We start from the raw sequence: 20,152 nt of genomic DNA on the forward strand, positions 1-20,152 counted from the left end.
CGGCCACCGCGAGCTCGGTACTCGCGGTGGCCGGGCACGGTCGCAGTTCGATAGAGTGTCGTGCGGTCCCATCAGTGACCAGGAGTCAACCGGTAGACCAGGCCGGCCTGGTCATCGGTGACGTAGATCGACGCGTCCGGGCCGGGGACCGCGTCCACGCTACGACCCCACCGGGTGCCGTTGGCATCCTGAAAACCCGTGACCACCGCCCGGGACTGCGTCAGAGTCCTCGTGCCCGCGTCCCAGGCGCTGTAGGCGACGTACGGCTCCCGCGGCGGCTGACGGTTCCACGATCCGTGTGCAGTGATCAGCGCGCCGTTCGCCAACGATTGCGGAAGGCCGGACCCCTGAGTGAAGACGAAACCGATGGGGGCGCTGTGGGCCGGCAGTCCGAGCTGGGTCCGTTCGACGGCGGAGCAGTCGAGTGCCTCGCCGTCCGGGTTGTTGGCGGGGTGGTTCACATAGCCCAGGTCGGTGAGATCGTCGTTGCCGCGGGTGTCCGGCAGGCAGTACGGCCAGCCCAGCTCCGTACCCGGGGTGATGCGGGAAACCTGGTCAACGGGGTTGTCGTTGATGTAGTCGCGGACCGCTGCGCCGTACTGTCCGCCCGCGTCGCGATAGGGATAGGGCTGGTTGTCGGCCTGGTTGATCGCGGAGAACAGGGTGCCGTCGGGGGCGTACGACAGTCCTTCGCCGTTGCGCACCCCAGTCGCGATGGTCCGGTTGCCGGAGCCGTCGAGCCCGATCTGAGCGATCGTCGCCCGCTCAGGCGTGGAGGTGCGATCGACCGTGTCGCTGTTGGTCGCCGACCCGATGTTGTAGACCACCTGCCCGTCGCGCACCGCCACCATCTTGGCGCCGTGTCCCCCACCCGGCAGGCCGTCGAGGATCACCCTCCGGTTGGACACCGTCCCACCGGTGTAGTTCCAGGCCACGAGGCGGGTCTCTTCGCCGGCGACCAGGACGTCCCGGTCGTTCTGCTTGGTGAAGGCGACCCCTTGTGGGTTCTCGAGGCGGTCGAGCAGCGTCGTCACCGCCGGGCCGCGCCCACCGGACCGCGGCGTCAGCAGAAGCAATGACCCGCCCTCGCCCGTCGAGACCACGAGCCGGCCGTCCGGCGCCCAGACCGCCAACCGTGCGCTCGGCACGTTCGCCCAGACCTCGGCCGTCCAGCCCGCCGGCAGGTTCAGCGACCGGTCCGCGGCCGCACCGGCATCGACGCCACCGGCCACCGTCAGCGCCACCGGCGACAGGGCGTCACTTCCCATCCACGACGGCAGCGCCGAGGCGACAGGCGCCGGAGACGCAGCGCCGTCGTCATCAGCCGTGCATGCGCCCAGCGCCAGCACCAACACCCAGGGCAGCATCAGCGCCGCAGCTTTCTTGTTGACCATGACAGCGACCGTAGGCAGCGGCGCCGCAGCGCAGGGAGTCCCTGCCGAAACCCCTCTGGCGGGAGACACGCTCCTCTCGGCCTCCGCTGCCTCAGCATTTTCGGCGGGTTTTCGTGACCGTCTGATCATCTTTGGCCGGCCTTCGCGGAAAGTCGCGTCGCACAGGGCTCGCGCCGTCCCACTTGGCGTCGGCTGCAGCTCTCCTACGCACCTTGGCACCCGCGACGGCCTCGAAGTATCCGTGATCATCGTCGTCAAGGAAGGAACACAAGTGTCCGACGAAGACACCGCCATCGCTGGTCGGCGCCGCTTTCTGGTCGGAGCCGCCAGTCTGGCCGCCACCCCGCTGGCGGCCGGCGTGCTGACCGCACAGCCCGCGCAAGCAGGTAGCTCACACTCAGGCTCCGGGCCGGTCGCCAAGGAGGTCTCACTGGCCGGGCGCCGCCGGCTCGGCCGGCTGAAGGTCTCCGCGGTCGGCTTGGGCACTCAGACCATGCCGGGCACCCTCTACGGACCGGTCACCAGCCGGGCGGACCAGGTCAACCTCATCAGGACGGCTCTGGATCAGGGGGTGACCCTCTTCGACACCGCTGAAGCTTACGGACCGTTCGAGGCCGAACGCATCCTCGGCGACGGCCTGCGCGGTCGCCGCGACCGGGCGGTGATCGCGACCAAGTTCGGCTGGGACATCGCCCCGGAGACCGGCCAGATGGTCGGCGGCCTCAACAGCCGCCCCGATCACATCCGCCGCGCGGTCGACGGCATGCTGCGCCGCCTGCGCACCGACCGCATCGACCTGCTCTACCAACACCGCGTCGACCCCACGGTCCCCATCGAGGACGTGGCCGGCGTCATCAAGGAGCTCATGGCGAACGGCAAGGTCCTGCACTGGGGTCTGTCCGAGCCCGGCCCGCAGACCGTCCGGCGCGCCCACGCGGTGCAGCCGCTCACCGCCATCCAGAACGAGTACTCCGTGCTGTGGCGCGGACCCGAGGAACAGATCCTGCCGCTGTGCGAAGAGCTCGGCATCGGGTTCGTCTGCTTCACTCCGCTCGGGGCAGGCTTCACCACCGGTGAGATCAACCCGTACACCCGGTTCGCTCAGGGCGACTTCCGCGCCGGCGTGCCGCGCAACGCGACCGAGAACATGACCGCCAACATGCCGCTTGTCCAGCTGTTGCAGGACTGGGCAGTCCGCAAGGGCGCTACACCCGCGCAGATCTCCCTCGCCTGGCTGCTGGCCCAGAAACCGTGGATCGTGCCGATCCCCAGCGCCACCCGGCTTCCGCACCTGATCGAGAACATCGGCGCCGAGGAAGTCGCCTTCACCCGCGACGAGCTGCAGGAGCTCAACGCGGCCGTGCGCGGCTTCACCACCCAGGGCCTGCGACTGGCTCAAGGCATCCTCAACCTCAGCGGAGTGGAGGCGCCGCCGAAGTAGGAGCGTATCGCGCCTTGCCGTCAGCCTGGCTGCCCCATCCTGTGGGCGGCCAGGCTGACGGAGCACCGCGGAAAGGGGTTTTGACAGCACCTCCCAGAACCACGGGCAGTACTCGTAGCGTGAAGGCGTGCACAGCCGAGGGATCAACGCCGGCTGCATCATCACCGTTCTGGTCTAAGGAGCACCATGAGCACCACACCGACCACCAGCCGCACCGCTGTCATCACCGGCGCGTCCTCCGGCATCGGCGAAGCGACTGCCCGGGCCCTGCACGCCGACGGCTATCAGGTGGCGCTGCTCGCCCGCCGAGTGGACCGCATCGAAGCCCTGGCCGCCGAGCTGGGCGCCGGCGCCCTCGCCATCGAGGCCGACGTCACCGACCGCGACGCCCTGGTCGCCGCCGCCGAACGCGTCCAGAAGGAGCTCGGCGGCGCCGACGTCCTCGTCAACAATGCCGGCATCATGCTCCTCGGCCCGTTCTCCTCCGAACAGCACGACGACTATCGCCGGATGATCGAGGCGAACCTCCTCGGCGCCATCACCACCACAGAGGTGTTCCTGGACCAGATCCGCGACGGTGGCGGCGACGTCGTCAACATCTCCTCGGTCGCCGGGCGCACCGCCCGCGCCGGCAACGGCGTCTACGCCGCCACGAAGTGGGGCCTCAACGGCTGGTCCGAGTCCCTGCGCCAGGAGGTCTTGCCCGAGGTCCGTGTCACCCTCGTCGAGCCCGGCGTGGTGGCCACCGAGTTGCCCACCCACATCACCCACGAGGCGACCCGCGACGGCGTGCAGCAGATGTACGACGCCGCCACCGTCACCCCCGAGGAGGTTGCCGAGATCATCGCCTTCATCCTCGCCCGACCGCGGCACCTGGTCGTCAACGAGATCCTGCTGCGCCCCGCCACTCAACTGGGGTGAACCCGCCATCCGGCCAGTACGGTCGTTCGGCCGCGGCTCAGCTGGAAGCCGCGGCCGAGTGTGTCGCCACAACGAGGATCGTCGATCAGCCTTCGACGAGCCGGGTGAGGACTGCCTGGGTCACACCGAGGCGGGGGAACGCGGTCAGCCTGGTCAGCGGGAAGTCGCCAAGCACCGTCAGCAAGTCCGGATTGGCGAGGACGCCGTTGGGGCGGCCGTCCGCGTCCACGCCGACGGCCGCCCGCAGTGCTGCCGCGCCGCTCGGGTCGGCGAGCCACTCCCGTAGCGTCGCGTCGGCGGTGAGCGTTACGGCGGGTTCGGCCGCTGTCACCTCGACGCAGGTGGTGAGGCGCAGGTCGCGGGACGAGGCACCGATGCCGATGGTGAAGGTGCCGCCTTCAAGCAGCCACCGGCCGTGCGGTGTCGACCAGTAGGACAGGTCGCGAGCACTGAGCAGAAACGTGACAGTCTCGCCGGCCCCGGCCGGCAGGTCGATCTTGGCGAACGCCTTGAGTTCACGGATCGGCCGTGCCACCTGCGACGGCGGTGCGCCCACGTAGAGCTGCACGACCTCCTTGCCGGCCCGGCTGCCAGTGTTGACGACCGTGCAGGTGACCAGCACAGCGAGATCACCGCCGCCCGCACTTCCGGCGACCATCACGGTCAGGTCGTGGTAGGCGAACGTGGTGTAGGACAAGCCGTGACCGAACGGATAGGCCACATCGCGGCCGATGGCGTCGTAGCCGCGGTAGCCGACGAAGACGCCTTCGCCGTAACGGACGCGGCCCTGTTCTCCGGGGAAGTTGAGGTAGGACGGATTGTCGCGCAGGTCGACGGGGAGGGTCTCGGCGAGCCGCCCGGACGGATTGGCGGCGCCGAGCAAAAGGTCGGCGATCGCGCCGCCGCCAGCCTGCCCGGGCAGCCACATCTCCAGGATCGCCGCGGCCTGATGGTCCCAGGCGCTCAGGTTGACCGCCGAGCCGTTGGCGAGCACCACCGCCAGGTTCGTCGAGACCTCGGCCAATCGGGTCAGCAGGGCGGTCTGCTCGACGGGCAGATCCAGGTGACGGCGGTCGGAGCCCTCGGACTCGTCGCCAGCCGGCAAGCCCAGGAACATCACCACCGCGCTGGCCCCGGCGGCGAGGGCGACAGCCTCGGCGGTGTCGTCACCGGCGGCGAAATCAACGTGGACGCCAACCGGGACAGCGGCACGCAGCTCATCGAGGGGAACGTCGACGCGGGTGGGGTTGACCTGCGAGCTGCCGGCGCCTTGGAAGCGCGGTGTACGGGCGAACTCGCCGATCACAACGATCCGGTCACCGGCGGCCGGTTGCAGCGGCAGCAGTGCCCGGTCGTTCTTCAGAAGCACCGCGCAATCCGCCGCCGCCGAGCGGGCCAAGGCGTGGTGCTCGTCGCTGTCGAACTCGCCGGTGTCGCGTGGCGCTCTACCCACCAGGCGCAAGACCCGTTCCACCGTCTGGTCGAGGATCTTCTCGTCGAGGCTGCCGTCGCGGACGGCGGCGACGATCGCGGTGTCGCTGACGCCCAGGTTCGGCGGCATCTCCAGGTCCAGGCCGGCGGCCAGGGCGGTCACCCGGTCCCGGACGGCGCCCCAGTCGGAGACCACGACGCCGTCGAAACCCCACTCATCGCGTAGTACTTCGGTCAGCAGCCAACGGTGCTCGGAAGCAGGCACTTCGTTGATCCGGTTGTAGGCGCACATGACCATCCAGGGCCGGGCCTGGGTGATGATCCGCTCGAAGTGCGGTAGATACATCTCGCGCAGGGTGCGTTCGTCGACGTCGGCGCTGATCCGCAGCCGGTCGGTCTCCTGGTTGTTGGCGGCGAAGTGTTTGACGCACGCGCCGACACCCTGGCTCTGCACGCCGGTCACGTGCGCTGCTCCGAGCACTCCGGACAGCAGCGGGTCCTCGGAGAAGTACTCGAAGTTGCGGCCGCACAGCGGTGACCGTTTGATGTTGACACCGGGGCCCAGAACTACCGCTACGCCCTGAGCGCGGGCTTCCGCGCCGATCGCCGCCCCCACCCGTTCAACCAGGCCGGGGTCCCATGAGGAGCCGAGCGCAGACGCGGTCGGGAAGCAGGTCGCGGGCAGGCTGCCGGAGATGCCGGCCTGGTTGCCGTCCGGCTGGCGGCGCAGTCCGTGTGGACCGTCCGCCACCATGATCGCCGCGATGTCCAGCCGTTCGATGGGTGCGGTGTGCCAGAAGGTGGAGCCCAGGCACAGCGCGGCCTTCTCCTCCAGGGTCAGCCGATCTGCATGATCCACGAGGGCTTGTCCTTTCGATGATGCCCGTTTCTCGTTAACGGCTCCGTACGGGCGTTGACCGCGACGTCACGCAAAGATAGCGTCGATATCGTAGATGAGTACAGGCGTTCTTATATACGAACTACATTGCCAACGGGAGAGCACGTGATCACTTCCAAGGCCCGGGCCATGGCCGGTCCGACCACGCCGTTCCGCACCATCACGGTCGAGCGCCGCGACATCGGCCCGGAGGACGTGCTGGTGGAGATCGCGTACGCCGGGATCTGCCACACCGACGTCCACCACGCTCGCGCCGAATTCGGGCACACCCACTACCCGATCGTGCCGGGCCACGAGATCGCCGGCGTCGTCCGGGACGTCGGCCCCGCCGTCTCCGGCCTGGCGGTCGGCGACCATGTCGGCATCGGCTGCCTGGTGGACTCCTGCCGGGAGTGCGCGGTCTGCCGGGCGGGGCAGGAGTCCTACTGCCGGCGCGGCAAAGTACTGACCTACAACGCGATCGGGCGCGACGGTCAGGTGACGCTCGGCGGCTACAGCGAGCGGGTGGTCGCCGATCAGCGGTTCGTCGCCCGTATCCCGCAGGCGCTGCCGCTGGCGAACGTGGCCCCGCTGCTCTGCGCCGGCATCACGATGTACCAGCCGCTGCGCCATTGGGGCGCGGGACCCGGCAAGCGGGTCGGCATCCTCGGCTTCGGCGGGCTCGGGCATGTCGGCGTGCAGATCTCGCACGCCCTGGGCGCGCACACCACCGTCCTCGAGCTCACCGATGAGCGGCGCGCCGACGCCGAGCGTCTCGGGGCGGACGACTACCGCACGGCCACCGACCTGGACGGGCTGCGCGACTCGCTCGACCTGATCATCTCGACCGTTCCCGCGGCCTACGATCTGTCTTCCTATCTCGACCTGCTCGACTTCGACGGCACCTTCGTCAATTTGGGCGTGCCGAACGAGCCGCTGCGCATCGAGCCGTACGCGCTGCTGACGAATCGGCGCAAGCTTGCCGGGTCGATGAGCGGCGGCATGCCCGAAACCCAGGAGATGCTCGACTTCTGCGCCCAGCACGGCATCACCGCCGAGATCGAAATGATCTCCGCAAGCGAGATCGACGAGGCGTACGACCGGTTGGCGGCAGGCGATGTGCGGTATCGGCTGGTGCTCGACACCGCGACTATCGCCGCTGCCTGAGACCGTCTCATCCCCTGGTGAAGCCGTCAGCGCGCCAGGATCGCGACGAGGTCACCGACGTCGTCGATGGCCTCCATCGTCAGGCTAGCTCGGTAGAACTCGTCGGTGCGCTGCTCGCCGATGCGCGAGAGGAGCAGGTCAGCCCACTTCTGCCGCAGGTCGGTCCACCCGGGCGCGGGTTCGCGGAAGCGGTGGCCCTTGGGGTGCTCGACCCGCTGCTCGACCGCGGTGCCGTCCGCCAGCCGAATCGTGATGACGGCGCCCCGAGGCTGGCTGACCTCGAAGCCCGGGTCGCCGGTCAGCGTCACCAGCGACTTGAGACGCAGGACCTCGCGGTCGGACTGCAGGGCGGCCGAGTGGGCCTCGTCGAAGCCGAGCTTGCCGGCGACGAGGGCCACGCCAAGCATGTGCTGCAAGCTGATGGTCGGCATGCCACGGTCGTCGACCACGCCGGCCGGATGCTCGGGCAACCGGGCGTGGATGGCGGCGATGCTGGCAAGGTCGATGGCGTGGCGCTCCCTCAGCAAGAGCGCCGCCTCGACGGCCGAGTGGATCGGATATCCGGCCGAGTAGAACTTGAAGTTGGCCCCCATGACCGTGAACTCGCGACCGAGGTCACGCACGAGCTCGCCCTCTCGACCAGCCTGGCCCCAACTGGGGATGATGCCACCGCGGCCTTCGAAGACATCCTCGGTGCCCTCGAACCCCAGCGACGCGAGGAGGGCGCCGCTCACTCCTGCGGCGGCGGACTGACCGGCGGTGAACAGGGCCTTGCTCATATGACGCTGCTCGGCGAAGAAGGAGTACCCGCTCATCCCCTGGTTCGTGGCCAAAGCCGCCGCGTGCAGCGTGCGCCGCTGGTCGAGGCCGAGCAGTCTGGACGCGGCGAACGCCGCACCGACCGAATAGAAGGAGCCTGCGTACAGCCCGTGGCGCGCCTGCATCGGCTTGGACCCGCCGGTCGCCGAGACGACCCGCGACCCGGTGTCGTAGCCGAGAGCCACCGCATTCACTAGTTCGGCGCCCGTGGCGGACTGCCGCTCGGCGACAGCCACGGCGGCGGGGACGATCACCGGCGCCGGGTGACCCGTGGCGATGAAGTCCGACGTCGAGTGCACGCTGTCGAACTCGTCCGCATGACCGCACGTGCCATTGGCCAGGGCCGCAAGCGCGGCGGGCGCGCGGCAGCCCGCGAGGCCGAAGACCGCAGCCTCGCCCACACCTCGGTATGCGTCGACATAGCGGGCGATGATCTTGCCGGCCGGCAGGTCACCGCCTACCAAGCCGCAGGCGAGTTGGTCGTAGATCAGCATCTTCGTGCGCTCGGCCACGTCGTCCGGCAATGCGGAGTACGTGGTGGCAACCGAGTACCGCCCTAGCTCGGCCGCGGCGGGCCCGATTGATGCTCCTGTCCTTGACACAGATGCGACACCTCTCTGCACGGTCGTATGGGCGAACCGGCGGTTACGACGGGCCCGCCGGGAATCTCCCGGCGGGCCTTGTCAGCGCGACGAACGAGCGGCTCAGGGGGCCGATTTCAGGTTGCGGGGTTTCCAGCGCAGCAGCCGCTTCTCGAGCAACGTCACGAGCGCGTTGATGACGACCGACACCAGGACGAGCACCACGATTCCGGCGAAGACGCCCGCGGTGTTGAAGGTTCCGGCCGACCGTTGGATCAGGTATCCGATCCCGGTGTTCGAGCCGATGATCTCGGCGGTCACGGCGGCCACCAGAGCGTAGGGGATCGAGACCTGAAGACCCTGGATGATCCAGGCCATGGCCGAGGGGATCCGGACCTTCAACTGCAGGGTGAGTCGTGACGCATTCATCACCTTCAGCACGTCCAGGAGCCGCTGCTCGACGTCGCGCACTCCCTCGTAAGTCGCGTAGAACACCAGGAAGAAGACGATGAGGGCCACGAGAGCGACCTTCATCTTGAGCCCGAATCCGAACCACAGGATGAACAGCGGCACGAGCGCCAAGCGAGGGATGGAGTTGAGCGAGACGAGGAATGGCCGGAAGATGCCGCTCAGCACCGGACTGCTTCCGAGGATGATCCCCACCACGATGCCGAGGACGGCACCGACCGCGAAGCCGACGATCGTCGCCTGCAGGGTGGACCAGATCGCCTCGAGCAGGACCCCCTCCTCCGCCCAGCCCCGCAGCGCCGCCCAGATCTGAGACGGTGTGCTGACGTAGAAGTCGTCGATCAGTGCCCCCTCGTCGGGATCGCCGGAGGCGAACTCCCAGAAGGCCAGCACCGCGACGGGCAGCAGAACCCGCATGACGTTGACGAAGATCCGCTTGACGTCCCATCTCCGTTGATCGTCGCGGTCCTTCGCCGGCGGCGGCACACGACTCTCGGGAGGCGTCGCGACATCCGCCACGGCGGCGTCGGGGCCCATCTTGTGGATGCTGCTCATGACTTCTCCTCGGCCGGCGACGAGTGGTCCAGCAGTTTCCAGAGCCGTTCCCAGATCTCGCCGTAGGCCGGGTCAAGGCGAAGCTCCGCGAGATCTCGGGGCCGCGCGAGGGGAATGTCCTCAACATGCACGACCCGGCCGGGGCGGGTGCCGAAGACGACGATCTTGTCCGCGAGCAGGATCGCCTCGTCGAGGTCGTGCGTGACGAAGATGATGGTCTTGCGGTCCCGCTCCCAGATCCGGAGGAGCTCGTTCTGCATGTTGAGCCGCAGCTGGGCGTCGAGCGCGCCGAACGGTTCGTCCATGAGCAACGTGGAGGGCTCGTAGACCAGACCGCGAGCGAGTGAAGCACGCTTCTGCATGCCGCCGGACAACTGCGATGGGAATCGCTGAGCGAAACCGGTCAGACCGACCAGGTCGATCACCTCCGCGACGCGCCGGCGGCGCTCTTTCCTGGGCATCTTCTGAATCTCGAGCGCGATGCCGATGTTCTTCTCGACGGTCCGCCAGGGCAGGAGGTTGTCGTGCTGGGTGATGAATCCGACGCTGGTGTTGACCTTCTTCAGCTTCTCGCCGCGGAAGTGGATCGAGCCACCGCTGGCGGGCAGCAGGCCGGCGGACATGTTCAGCAGTGTGGTCTTCCCGCAGCCGCTCGGCCCGATGAAGCAGACGAACGACCCGCTCTCGATCTCGAGATCGACTTCCTTGAGCGCGACGAATTCCTGGTCGGCCTCGGACCGGAAGCGCCGGGTGACCTGCCGGTAGGCGAACTCCGGAATCGCCGCCTTCGAAGACGCGGTCATGGCTTGGCCGCCGTGACCGGGCCGAGGTCGTAGAGGTCACCGAACCCGAAGGTGATCGGCTTCTCGCGGCCGTAGTTCACGAGCTCTTTCTGGTTGTCGAACATCTTCTGCGTCGTGAGCGGGGTCCCGTCTTTGTAGGCCCCAAGCGACAGCTCCCACCCGGCGTCGAATCCCTTGGGGTTGAGCCCTTTGAACCCCTCCAGGTTCTTGATCTTCTCGCGTAGCTCGTCGGTGGGGTTCTGCAGGTCCGCGTAGGCGAGCCAAAGAGCCCTCATCAGCCTCTTGGCGGCTTCCGGGTTCTTGTCCAGCCACTTGCGCGACGTGTAGTACTCGTGAGATGCCAGCGGGAGAATGGAGGGAAGATCCACGGCCCAGTTGAGCCAGAGGACGCCCCAGCCGTCCGCTTCCGGCAGATTGACGTTGGGGAAGGAGTTCGCGAAGCCGTTCACGCGTTTCTCACGCGCCGCTGCCAGCTGTGCGGCGTTGTCCGCGTTCGGCGCCAGTTTGACGTCACGATCCGGGTCGACCCCGTGCTCGGCGAGCATGATCCGGAGGTATTTCTGCCCGGTCGAGCCCTCGGGTGAGGACGCGAGCGACGTACCGGCCAGCGCCTTGACACGTTGATCGACGGGTGATTTCGGCGTCACGCCCTTGGCGGCGAACTGCGCCGCCGTCTCGTTGTTGATGGCCAGCCCGAATGTCACGGCCGGGTTAGCCGTTCCCAGGCTGACGAGTTCGGTCCTGCCCTCGGCGTAGGCGTTGTACAGCGATCCCGCCCCGCCCGAGGCGACGTCCATCTCGCCGGCGATCAGGCCTTGTGTGGCGGTCGCCGCGTTGCTGGCGAGAATGAACTCGAAGTCCGCGTCCAGGCCGACCGTGGTGAAGTAGTCCTGGGCGATGATGACCAGGGTGACGAGGTCGGTGAAGGTCGGCCCTGTCGACCTGATGGTGATGGGGATGCGGTCGCCCGACCCGCCGCTCGTGTTGTCCTCGCCGCCGCCACAACCGGCAAGGACGAGCGCGGTCGCGGCCAGGCCGACGAGCCATGTTCGACGCGCACGCCGTTTCGTGGTGCGCTGTGTCCGCCAGGTCAGCATTCAGACTCCTTCGGGGTGTGTGCAGCATCGGCCTCTTGGTCTGCGGGGTATAGGCCCGAACCACCGGCGCCCGGTCGCGAGTGCGGGATCCGCTTGCGCCGACACCGCCGCCGTTCGGGGCCGCTCTCGGCGCCTGACCTTGGTGGAGATAGTTCGTATATACGATCGTGTGATCTAAATAACGAATTGCAGGAAAGGTAGGACGGCATTTCGTCCGTGTCAACAGCGCGAACGCTCAAGGCGGAAGTTTCGCCGCCCCACGAGTCGTCACGCGGAGTGCGCACTTCGGAGCAAAAAGTGCACAAGCGGCCCACCCCGACCGGACCTTCGCGATGGCCGGACCGTGGACATCCGCCGACCAGGTGCCCTAGTGTCGTTGATAGGAATTGAAGTTCGTATTTATGAACTACATCAGGGTCGCGGGATCGCGGCTCTCCAGCGTGAGGACCAGGTCTCGTGATCGAACATCGACAGATCTTCGTCAACGGAAAGTGGATCGACTCGACAGCCACCGACGTCATCCCGGTCGTCAACCCGGCGACCGAGGAGACCATCGCCGTGGTCGCGCGCGGGACGGCGGAAGACGTGGACCTCGCAGCGCGCGCAGCCGCCGCGGCATTCGGCGAATGGTCACAGACCACGGTTCAGGAGCGGGCCGCCATCCTGCGCCGGATGGCCGAGCTGCTGGAGGCCCGGTCCGACGAGCTCACCGGCACGATGGTCGGCGAGGTCGGCACACCGATCACGATCGCCCGCAGGTCGCAGACCGCGTCGGCGATTGCGGACCTGAACAACTTCGCGGACGCCATGGCCGACGTGCGCTGGACGGAGCGGATCGACGAGACCGTCGTCCACCGAGAGGCCGCGGGCGTCGTCGGGGCGCTCTGCGCGTGGAACGGGCCGCTGCGTTCGGTGATCCTCAAGGCCGGGGCATCGCTCGCCGCCGGATGCACAGTCGTGCTCAAACCGGCCGAGGTGGCCCCCCTGACCGGCTACGTCTTCGCGGACGTGGCGACCGAGGCGGGACTGCCCGACGGTGTGGTCAATCTCGTCTCCGGCACCGGCCCCGAGGTCGGCGAGGCGATCGTCGTCCACCCGGCCGTCGACATGGCCTCACTCACCGGCTCCGTGCGCGCCGGCAGCCGGGTCATGGAACTCGCCTCACGCTCCGTCAAGCGAGTCGCCCTCGAACTCGGCGGCAAATCGGCCAATCTCATCTGCGCCGACGCCGACCTGCCGGCCGCAGTCGCCTCGGGGATCGAGGACGCGTTCCGCAACGCTGGGCAGGTCTGCGGTGGCCTGACCCGCCTGCTCGTGCCGAGATCCCGTCTCGCCGAGGCCGAGGAGGTCGCCGTGGCGACGGTGGGGCGCTTCGTCGTCGGGGATCCGCTCGATCCCGGCACCACCCTCGGCCCGGTGGTCTCGGCTGTCCAGCGAGAGCGCGTACGCGGCCACATCCAGCGGGCCATCGACGATGGCGTGCGACTGCTGGCCGGAGGCCCCGAGGCGCCCGAGGGCCTGGACCGCGGCTTCTACGTCAAGCCGACCGTCTTCTCCGGCCCGAACTCCTCGCGCATCGCACAAGACGAAGTCTTCGGGCCCGTCGTCGTCATCATCCCCTTCACCGACGAGGCGGACGCGATCTCCATCGCCAACGACTCCCAATACGGCCTGGCCGGCGGCGTCTGGGCCGCCGACCGGGAGCGGGCGCGCGGCATCGCGCGGAAGATCCGCACCGGCCGCGTCCGGATCAACGGCACCGCCATCAACATGAAGGCGCCGCACGGCGGTTTCAAGCTCTCCGGCATCGGCCGCGAAATGGGCCGGGTTGGAATCGAGGACTACCTCGAGTACAAGGCCGTGCACGGCTGATGCGGTGCATCCGAAGGGAGCGCAGATGACCGGCAGACCCCCATTCGTACTCGTCCACGGCGGTCGGCACGGCGGATGGGCCTGGCGCCGGGTGGCCACCCACCTGCGCCGGGCCGGGCACGAGGTCCACACCCCTACGTTGACAGGACTGGGCGAACGGGCTCACCTGCTCAGCCCCACGATCGGTCTTGACACCCACATCGCCGACCTCGTGGGAGTCTTCACCTACGAGGACCTCGACAACGCGGTACTCGTTGCGCACAGCTACGGCGGGGCCGTCGTCTGCGCTGCGATGGAGCAACTGGCCGACCGCGTACGCAGCCTCGTACTGGTCGATGCGCACATGCCACAGTCGGGACAGTCGGTCCTGGACCTGGTCGGGCCCGAACGAGCCGCGGCCATGCGGCAGCGGGTGAAGGAGCAGGGCGAGGGCTGGTTCGTCCCGGTGTCCGACGCCTCCTGGTGGGGCCTCACCGACCCGGACGACATCGCCTGGGTCAACACGAAGATCACTCCGCAGCCGGCGAAGACATACGAGGACCCGGCGCCCTCGACCGAACGCGCCCAAGCCTCGGCGTACACGTTCATCGAATGCTCACGGTCCCGGCTGCCGGCGGAGGAACGCGCATGGCAGCGGGCCCGGTGCGAGAACTCCCCCAGGCTCCGGCATCGCGTCGTCGAAGGATCGCACGACGTGATGGTTGACGCGCCCGAGGCGCTGGCGAAACTCCTGCTGGAGGCCCAGGACCCGCCCGCCGTCGACTAGTGACGGGCCTCCTCGACGTGCCCGGCCCGGTACTCGTCGTCGGTCACGGCCTCCGCCCAGCGCACACCGGCAAGCGATATACCGGTGTGGACCATGTACCGGTCCGCGGCGGCGCCGTGCCAATGCCGGACGCCGGGCGGCGTCCAGACCTTGTCGCCTGCGAACACCCGCACGACGCCGTCGTCGGAACCGACGAGCCCTTCTCCTGACACCACGATGAGCAGCTGCCCGCCGTCGTGGGTGTGCCAGTGTGTACGCGCTCCAGGCTCGAAGAACACATCGGCGACGCCGATCCCGTCACGGCGCGACACGACGGTGTCGAGCCATACCTCCCCCGTGAACGTGTCTTCCGCCCTGCTCGACGGCACCGATTTCTGCGCCCGGACAACGGTGATCATGTCGTACTCCCTCTCGGCAACTGTTCTCGCGCTTGTCACGGCGGCAACAGGTGGTCCGCTCGAGGTGGTGGATCCGAAAGGGCGTACACCGCCTTCTCGAGTGCCCTGTCCTCTGCGGTGATGCGGCCGCCGTGCTGCCGCAGGTGCTCGTCCCACGACGGGACGCTGAAGAGCTCGACGAAGCGGTCGGGGCGGGCACCATCGCGGTACAGCCCCCAGCGTGACGCCCCGGTGCGCAGGCGGGACCGGCGCAACGGCGTCATCGCTTCCAGGAAGCTCGCCTCCCGCTCGGCTCTGACCGTGTACTCGACTGCCACCATGACCGGACCCGCCTGTGGTTCCGGTTCGAAGGCCAGTCGCGCCTCCGGCCAGACCACTGGCTGGAGGTCGAGGTGCTCGGTCTCCGGGATGGGCCACATCAGCCCAGCCAGAACACCGGCCACCGCCGCCATCGCCGCGATCAGGAGCGCCGCTTCCAGCCCCGCTCGATCGGCGACGAGCCCCCAGAGCAGAGCGCCGAAGGCCTGCGATCCCGTGATGACGACGAGGTACAGCCCCAGGCCTCGGGCGCGGACCCATGCGGGCAGGAACAGCTGCAGCTCGGCGTTCAGCGTGGACATGACCGCCATCCAAGCCATTCCCGCGAGCACGAGCGTGGCCAGAGCCGCCAGAAATCCTGGAGCCACGACAATCAAGGCCAGGGCGACGGCATAGAGCGTCCCCGCGGCGGCGAGCATCCCGTTGGCCGTCAAGTGCGCCCGTACTCGCCCGAGCAGCACAGCGCCGAGGACGGCTCCACCGCCGAGCGCGCCGAACAGCGCGCCGAAGCCGTCCGCGCCGAGCCCCAGACGCCGGCCGGCGATGAGGGGCAACAATGCCCAGAGCGCCATCGCAGGCGTGATGAACAGCGCCGATCGCAGCATCACCCGTCGGACGACGGGTTCGTTCCATACGTAGCGACCGCCTGCCCTCAGGGCCGGCAAGAAGCGCTCCCGCTCCAGCGAACCGCCCAGCGGCCGGCGCCACAGAACGAGCACCAGCGCGAAGAACCCCACCGACGCCGCGTTCATCGCGAAGACGAACGGCACGCTCAATCGGGCGATCACGAGCCCGGCCAGAGCAGGTCCGACGGAGCGGGCGAGGTTGACGCTGACCATGTGCAGCCTCGCCGCGGCCCGCAGCTGCGTCCTGGGGAGCAGCTCCGGAATGAGGGATTGCCATCCGGGATGCTGCACTGCCACTCCGGCTCCCAGTGCGAACGTCAGGGCAAGCAGGAGCGACGACGGCATCTCACCCAGGACCGTGAGCACGACGAGCAACGAGGCGACCACAAGAAAATAGGCCTGCACCGTCAGAAGAAGCCATCTGCGGTCGAAGGAGTCGGCCAGCACACCGCCCGGCAGGGCCAACAGCATCACTGGCAGCGTGCTGGCCGCCTGAACCAACGAGACCAGCACGGCGGCGTTGGGGGCGTCGACCAGCAGCCACTGGGCGCCGACCGTCTGCATCCAGGTGCCGACGGTGCTGACCATCATGCCCAGCCAAAGCCACCGGAAGGCGCGTCGCCGCAACGGCGCCCAGATCGAGGCGTCGACGACCGGGGCATCCGCGTTGCCGTCAACGGTCATCGCCGGCCGCCCGCCGGCCGTAACAGCCACAGCGCGAGCAGTCCGCAGAGCAGGGCGCACGCTCCCCCCAACGCGAGCGCGGCGCGCGTCCCGAGTGTCTGCGCGACGAGTCCGCTCACTGGAGCTCCGAGTCCGACCCCGCCCAGGACGGCCAGGGTGAACAGGCCCATCATGCGCCCGCGCATGCCCTTGGCCACGCGCAGCTGAAGACTGGCCGCTCCGCCGTTCACGAGCACAGTCGATCCCAGCCCGAGCAGCACCGCAGTCGCTGCGGCCAAACCTAGCGACGGGGACACCGCCAGGCAGAACTGCGCCGTCCCGTAAAGGCAGGCACCGCCTCCCAGTAACTGCCCGCCAACGCTGACCCGGCGGGCCAGCCAGAAGGCTCCCACAATCGAGCCGACGGCCATCGCGGCCATCAGCAGCGCGAACGTCGCGCTCGTTCCTCGCAGGTCCCGGACCGCGAACAGCGGGAAGAGCACGTGCCAGTTGAAGGCGAGGGTCGACGTACCCAACAGCAACAGCAGGACGACGCGCAGATAGCGGTCGCTCCAGGCAAGACGAAGCCCTTCGCTCAGTGTTCCTCGAGCTGACGTTCCGGCGGTGCGGAAGACCTTCCCGCTGCGGCCGATGACGATCAGCGCGAGCAGGGACAGCGAGGTGCAGACTCCGGTGGCGATGAAGCCCCAGCCGAATCCGAGAGAGTTGATGACGAGGGCGGCGAGCGCCGGTCCGACCATCCGTGCGAGTTGCAACAGGACGCCGTTGAGGCTCAACGCATTGGTCACCGCCTCCTCGGGCACCAGCTCAGCGGCGAACGTCCGCCGAGCCGGCTGGTCGAAGGCCCACGCCACGCCCGTGACGGTGGCGAACACCAGAACCCACACCACCGAGACCACCTCGGCCAGAACCAGCAGGCCGAGCAGCAGCGAGCTGACCGTCGTGACCGACTGCGTGACCAGGATGAGCCGCCGAGTGTCGACGCGGTCGGTCAAGGCCCCGGCATACGGCGCCACGAGGAACAGCGGAATGTTCTGCACCGCTGTGACGATCCCGACCATGGTCCCGCTGTCCGTCAACTCGAGTACCAGCAACGACTGTGTGACCACGTAGAACCAGAAGCCGGTCTGGGAGATCGACTGGCCGCCGAACCATAGGCGGTAGGACCCGTAACGGAACGAGACGAACGTCTTGGAACGACGATGCCTGTCGCCTTCGGTCTTCGTGCTCATGTGCGTGCGTCCACCGACGACGCAACGAGGTCCAGGCCTTCCAGCAGCAGACTCGCCAGAGCCTCGGGCGCTGTCACCATGGCGTCGTGGACGGCGTCGAGCCGGCGATAGTGGAAACGGTCGTCGCGCGCGCTACGGTCGCGGGCGCGCTCCAGCAGACTCGGCCACGTCGGCGACCGGAGACACTCGATATACATACCCGGAGAGGCCCATGCTGCTTCGGTGCAACCAGCGGGATCTCGGTAGGTTCTCAGCGGTTGGGCGGTCGTCCTGCTGTTCACCCAGGCGATGTCCGCCGGATCGGACAGTCCGTAGGACGAAGCGTCGGCCGGGGGCAGGAACCAGCCGTCGCCGTGCGCGTCGGCCAAGGCGATCATCTCAGCGGTACGGTCGGGACCAATCAGGTCGAACACCGACTCCCCGGTCCTCGGCATGTGCGCATCGACGTGGACGAGCAGCCGCACGCGCCGGCCGATGCGCTGCATAGCGACGGCCGCGACGGCTCCGCCGTAGCTGTGAGCCACCAGCACCGCCCGTTCGATGTCCTCGAACTCGAAAACTCCGACGAGGTCCTGGACATGAACCTCAAGGCCGACGTCCGGATGGAACAGATGCGACCGCTCCCCCAGCCCCGTGAGTGTCGGGGTGTACACCTCATGGCCGGCCGCACGGAGCAGGCGTGCCACACGGCGCCAGCACCAGCCTCCGTGCCGTCCACCGTGCAGCAGGACGAAGGGGACCCTCCCCCGGTTCCGCGCCATTCAGCCGGCGGGCTTGCGCTCGGTGGCGACGCGGGGTGCCTTGTCGCGCTGGATCACCGGTAGCGGCCGCGTGAGGTCGATGCACTCCGGCGCGGTCATCTCGAACATCCACGCCACGGCCGCGTCGTGGCCCGGCACAACGATGGTGCCGGGGCGGGCAGCAAGCGTGCGCACCTGCTCGAGGCCGCGGTAGACGCCTTGCAGATCGGTGAAGATGTGGAAGGGCCGGTCGCGCGTAAGAACGTCGTAGTAGTGGACAGCGTCGGAGGCGAGCAACACGGAACAGCCGCCGGCGGCGGCTTCGACGACAAGCTGACCCGGAGTGTGCCCAGGTACAACGGTCGCCCGGATGCCGGGGAAGATCTCGGTGGGTCCGTCGCCCAAGAGGTGCAGCCGGCCCTCCGCGTGCAGGCGCTGGATCTGCTCGAGCTCACCACGCTCGATCGCCCAGCCGATGGTGGGCCTGTTGCCGAACGGCCCGGCCCAGAACTCCAGCTCGGCCCGCGCCATGCTGAAGGTGGCGTTCGGGAACAGCCCCGTGTTGCCGACATGGTCGAAGTGCATGTGTGAAAGCACCACATGGTCGACGTCCTCCGGCCGGACATCAAGGCGGGAAAGCAACTCGACCGGCGGCGTGGTGAAGGCACGGTTGCGCTGCGCCGCTGCCTCCTCGCTGTAACCGCAGTCGACGAGTACCGTGCGCCGCCGGTCGCGGATCAACCAGAAGTAATAGCCGGAGGTCACCTGGTCGTCAGGCTCTCCGTAAAGCTCGAAGCGGTAGTAGGTTCCGCTGGCGGTCGTGTCCGACCGTGTGGCGTACCGCAGCGCATGGACCTCGTAGACCGGCGATCCGTCCATCAGATCGGCTCCCTGGGAGCGGTCTTTCGCCGAGTCCACGAGGCGACGTGCTTGAGCAATGACCTGCGCACTCTTTCTTCCCGAGGCTCCACCTCGGCGGTCTGGCCGATCAGGATGGCCGCGGCGACGCTGTGCCCAGCCTGGTCGAGCACCGCGCTCGCGAGGGCGATCTGCGTTCCGTGGTGGCGGAAGTTGCGGGAGATACCGGTCCGGCGGATCTCGGCGAACTCGGCGAGGAACATCGATACGGCCTCGCCGTCGGTCGCCTGGTACCGGCGTAGATAGGCATCGCGCTCCGCGTCGGCCATCGTCGCCAGCAGGACCTTGCCACCCGCGGTGTTGATGACCTGCCGGCGGATGTTGGTGCGAGCCGCGAAGCCGGAGAGTGCGTCGGTGCCCGACTCGCCGACATAGATGAGGTGGTCGCCGGCCTCGACCCCGAGGAACACCGTCATCCCGGTGTCCTTGTGCAGGGAGTCCAGGTCCGCTTGGCTCACCTGGCCGGCTCTGATGTGACCGCTCGCCAGCGTCAGCCCGTAGATGGCGGGCCCGAGGTAGAAGCGCCGGTCGACCTCGTAAAGCCAGCCCCGGGCCTGGAGCCCTCGGATGAAGCCGTGCACGGAGCTCTTGGGTGCGTTCAGCGCCCGGGCAAGGTCGGCGAAGCCGATCCCCGGGTGATAGACGACCTCCTCGAGGATCTGCGTCACCCGATCGATGGTGCGGTGTCTCTTCGGGCCGCCGGGGTCGTCCACATCGAGGTCGAGCGCCGTGTCGACGTCCACGATCATCGCCTCCTCGCCCGAAACCGGTCGTCTCACGTAAGGCATCTCCTGCGCTGCCTCCTCGACGCCGAGAGGCTTGCGCACGACCATCACGTGTTCGCTATTAGGAACCGAAGTGCGTATTTGAGCCTGAGGCTACGGTTGCCCTGATGCCATGTCAACGCGTTGGTCACCGCCCGAGAGCGTCCGCAAAAGGGCATCAACCCGCATCGCGACCATGGACTGGTCGACCACCTCGGCCAACCGGGCCAAACTCCACCTCGCGTCCTCGCACGGGTTTGAGATCGACATCAAGCGCTGC

Annotated in this window: 17 protein-coding genes; 5 read left to right on the plus strand and 12 right to left on the minus strand. The window is 68.2% G+C overall.

Features of this window, described 5'->3' with window-relative positions; translation table 11 throughout:
- Positions 1-71: 71 nt before the first annotated feature.
- A complete protein-coding gene (locus ACQP2X_RS35890) occupies positions 72-1,394 on the minus strand; it encodes a PQQ-dependent sugar dehydrogenase (protein ID WP_498689556.1) in 1,323 nt (440 codons plus the stop codon).
- A gap of 271 nt (positions 1,395-1,665) precedes the next feature.
- Between ACQP2X_RS35890 and ACQP2X_RS35895 the strand changes: the two genes are divergently transcribed.
- Together ACQP2X_RS35895 and ACQP2X_RS35900 are read left to right on the plus strand one after the other, a co-directional pair.
- Positions 1,666-2,835 (plus strand): aldo/keto reductase, encoded by a 1,170-nt coding sequence (locus ACQP2X_RS35895; RefSeq protein ID WP_498689558.1) that lies wholly within the window; start codon positions 1,666-1,668, stop codon positions 2,833-2,835.
- Between the two features lie 186 nt (positions 2,836-3,021).
- On the plus strand, positions 3,022-3,756 hold the full coding sequence (locus ACQP2X_RS35900) for an SDR family oxidoreductase (RefSeq protein WP_498689560.1): 735 nt from the start codon (positions 3,022-3,024) through the stop codon (positions 3,754-3,756).
- A gap of 85 nt (positions 3,757-3,841) precedes the next feature.
- Here ACQP2X_RS35900 and ACQP2X_RS35905 read toward each other — a convergent pair whose 3' ends face one another.
- The gene (locus ACQP2X_RS35905) at positions 3,842-6,046 is read right to left on the minus strand and encodes a glycoside hydrolase family 3 C-terminal domain-containing protein (RefSeq protein ID WP_498689562.1); all 2,205 of its coding nucleotides are present in this window, start codon (positions 6,044-6,046) and stop codon (positions 3,842-3,844) included.
- A gap of 144 nt (positions 6,047-6,190) precedes the next feature.
- On the opposite strand from ACQP2X_RS35905, the gene ACQP2X_RS35910 reads away from it, so the two are divergent.
- Positions 6,191-7,231 carry an NAD(P)-dependent alcohol dehydrogenase gene (locus ACQP2X_RS35910; RefSeq protein WP_498689564.1) on the plus strand — a complete coding sequence of 347 codons (1,041 nt, stop codon included), beginning with the start codon at positions 6,191-6,193 and terminating at the stop codon, positions 7,229-7,231.
- Between the two features lie 26 nt (positions 7,232-7,257).
- Here the strand turns inward: ACQP2X_RS35910 and ACQP2X_RS35915 are convergent, their stop codons facing one another.
- From ACQP2X_RS35915 to ACQP2X_RS35930, 4 genes are all read right to left on the minus strand, one after another.
- Positions 7,258-8,574 carry an MmgE/PrpD family protein gene (locus tag ACQP2X_RS35915; RefSeq protein ID WP_498689566.1) on the minus strand — a complete coding sequence of 439 codons (1,317 nt, stop codon included), beginning with the start codon at positions 8,572-8,574 and terminating at the stop codon, positions 7,258-7,260.
- A 180-nt stretch (positions 8,575-8,754) separates the two neighbouring features.
- Positions 8,755-9,654, minus strand: a complete 900-nt coding sequence (locus ACQP2X_RS35920) for an ABC transporter permease (protein ID WP_498689568.1) — start codon at positions 9,652-9,654, stop codon at positions 8,755-8,757.
- Complete coding sequence (locus ACQP2X_RS35925; RefSeq protein WP_498689569.1) at positions 9,651-10,457, minus strand: ABC transporter ATP-binding protein; 807 nt, start codon at positions 10,455-10,457, stop codon at positions 9,651-9,653. The genes ACQP2X_RS35920 and ACQP2X_RS35925 overlap by 4 nt, the downstream gene beginning before the upstream one ends.
- A complete protein-coding gene (locus ACQP2X_RS35930; protein WP_498689572.1) occupies positions 10,454-11,554 on the minus strand; it encodes an ABC transporter substrate-binding protein in 1,101 nt (366 codons plus the stop codon). Before ACQP2X_RS35930 ends, ACQP2X_RS35925 begins: the two co-directional genes overlap by 4 nt.
- A 456-nt stretch (positions 11,555-12,010) precedes the next feature.
- Here ACQP2X_RS35930 and ACQP2X_RS35935 point away from each other — a divergent pair, with 456 nt between their 5' ends.
- Both ACQP2X_RS35935 and ACQP2X_RS35940 read left to right on the plus strand, forming a co-directional pair.
- Positions 12,011-13,426, plus strand: a complete 1,416-nt coding sequence (locus ACQP2X_RS35935; protein ID WP_498689574.1) for an aldehyde dehydrogenase family protein — start codon at positions 12,011-12,013, stop codon at positions 13,424-13,426.
- Positions 13,427-13,451: 25 nt separating this feature from the next.
- Entirely contained in the window at positions 13,452-14,192 is a 741-nt protein-coding gene (locus tag ACQP2X_RS35940; RefSeq protein ID WP_498689575.1) for an alpha/beta fold hydrolase, read from the plus strand.
- On the opposite strand, the gene ACQP2X_RS35945 is transcribed toward ACQP2X_RS35940, so the two are convergent.
- From ACQP2X_RS35945 to ACQP2X_RS35970, 6 genes are all read right to left on the minus strand, one after another.
- Positions 14,189-14,590 (minus strand): cupin domain-containing protein, encoded by a 402-nt coding sequence (locus ACQP2X_RS35945; RefSeq protein WP_498689577.1) that lies wholly within the window; start codon positions 14,588-14,590, stop codon positions 14,189-14,191. The genes ACQP2X_RS35940 and ACQP2X_RS35945 overlap by 4 nt on opposite strands.
- 35 nt (positions 14,591-14,625) lie before the next feature.
- Complete coding sequence (locus ACQP2X_RS35950; RefSeq protein ID WP_498689579.1) at positions 14,626-16,218, minus strand: MFS transporter; 1,593 nt, start codon at positions 16,216-16,218, stop codon at positions 14,626-14,628.
- Positions 16,215-17,450 carry an MFS transporter gene (locus tag ACQP2X_RS35955; RefSeq protein WP_498689580.1) on the minus strand — a complete coding sequence of 412 codons (1,236 nt, stop codon included), beginning with the start codon at positions 17,448-17,450 and terminating at the stop codon, positions 16,215-16,217. The genes ACQP2X_RS35950 and ACQP2X_RS35955 overlap by 4 nt, the downstream gene beginning before the upstream one ends.
- Positions 17,447-18,136, minus strand: a complete 690-nt coding sequence (locus ACQP2X_RS35960) for an alpha/beta fold hydrolase (protein ID WP_498689582.1) — start codon at positions 18,134-18,136, stop codon at positions 17,447-17,449. Before ACQP2X_RS35960 ends, ACQP2X_RS35955 begins: the two co-directional genes overlap by 4 nt.
- Before the next feature lie 75 nt (positions 18,137-18,211).
- Positions 18,212-19,069, minus strand: coding sequence for an N-acyl homoserine lactonase family protein (locus tag ACQP2X_RS35965; protein WP_498689583.1), 858 nt, complete (start codon positions 19,067-19,069; stop codon positions 18,212-18,214).
- The gene (locus tag ACQP2X_RS35970) at positions 19,069-19,887 is read right to left on the minus strand and encodes an IclR family transcriptional regulator (RefSeq protein WP_498689584.1); all 819 of its coding nucleotides are present in this window, start codon (positions 19,885-19,887) and stop codon (positions 19,069-19,071) included. Before ACQP2X_RS35970 ends, ACQP2X_RS35965 begins: the two co-directional genes overlap by 1 nt.
- Between the last annotated feature and the right edge of the window lie 265 nt (positions 19,888-20,152).

The organism is Actinoplanes sp. CA-131856 (genome assembly GCF_050956135.1).
Classification (GTDB): Bacteria; Actinomycetota; Actinomycetes; order Mycobacteriales; family Micromonosporaceae; genus Actinoplanes.

What these genes read in the sequence shown, in the direction of transcription:
- ACQP2X_RS35890 (WP_498689556.1), bottom strand. Translation starts at nt 1,394, where the DNA reads ATGGTCAACAAGAAAGCTGCGGCGCTGATGCTGCCCTGGGTGTTGGTG.
- ACQP2X_RS35900 (WP_498689560.1), top strand. Translation starts at nt 3,022, where the DNA reads ATGAGCACCACACCGACCACCAGCCGCACCGCTGTCATCACCGGCGCG.
- ACQP2X_RS35920 (WP_498689568.1), bottom strand. Translation starts at nt 9,654, where the DNA reads ATGAGCAGCATCCACAAGATGGGCCCCGACGCCGCCGTGGCGGATGTC.
- ACQP2X_RS35925 (WP_498689569.1), bottom strand. Translation starts at nt 10,457, where the DNA reads ATGACCGCGTCTTCGAAGGCGGCGATTCCGGAGTTCGCCTACCGGCAG.
- ACQP2X_RS35930 (WP_498689572.1), bottom strand. Translation starts at nt 11,554, where the DNA reads ATGCTGACCTGGCGGACACAGCGCACCACGAAACGGCGTGCGCGTCGA.
- ACQP2X_RS35940 (WP_498689575.1), top strand. Translation starts at nt 13,452, where the DNA reads ATGACCGGCAGACCCCCATTCGTACTCGTCCACGGCGGTCGGCACGGC.
- ACQP2X_RS35945 (WP_498689577.1), bottom strand. Translation starts at nt 14,590, where the DNA reads ATGATCACCGTTGTCCGGGCGCAGAAATCGGTGCCGTCGAGCAGGGCG.
- ACQP2X_RS35950 (WP_498689579.1), bottom strand. Translation starts at nt 16,218, where the DNA reads ATGACCGTTGACGGCAACGCGGATGCCCCGGTCGTCGACGCCTCGATC.
- ACQP2X_RS35955 (WP_498689580.1), bottom strand. Translation starts at nt 17,450, where the DNA reads ATGAGCACGAAGACCGAAGGCGACAGGCATCGTCGTTCCAAGACGTTC.
- ACQP2X_RS35965 (WP_498689583.1), bottom strand. Translation starts at nt 19,069, where the DNA reads ATGGACGGATCGCCGGTCTACGAGGTCCATGCGCTGCGGTACGCCACA.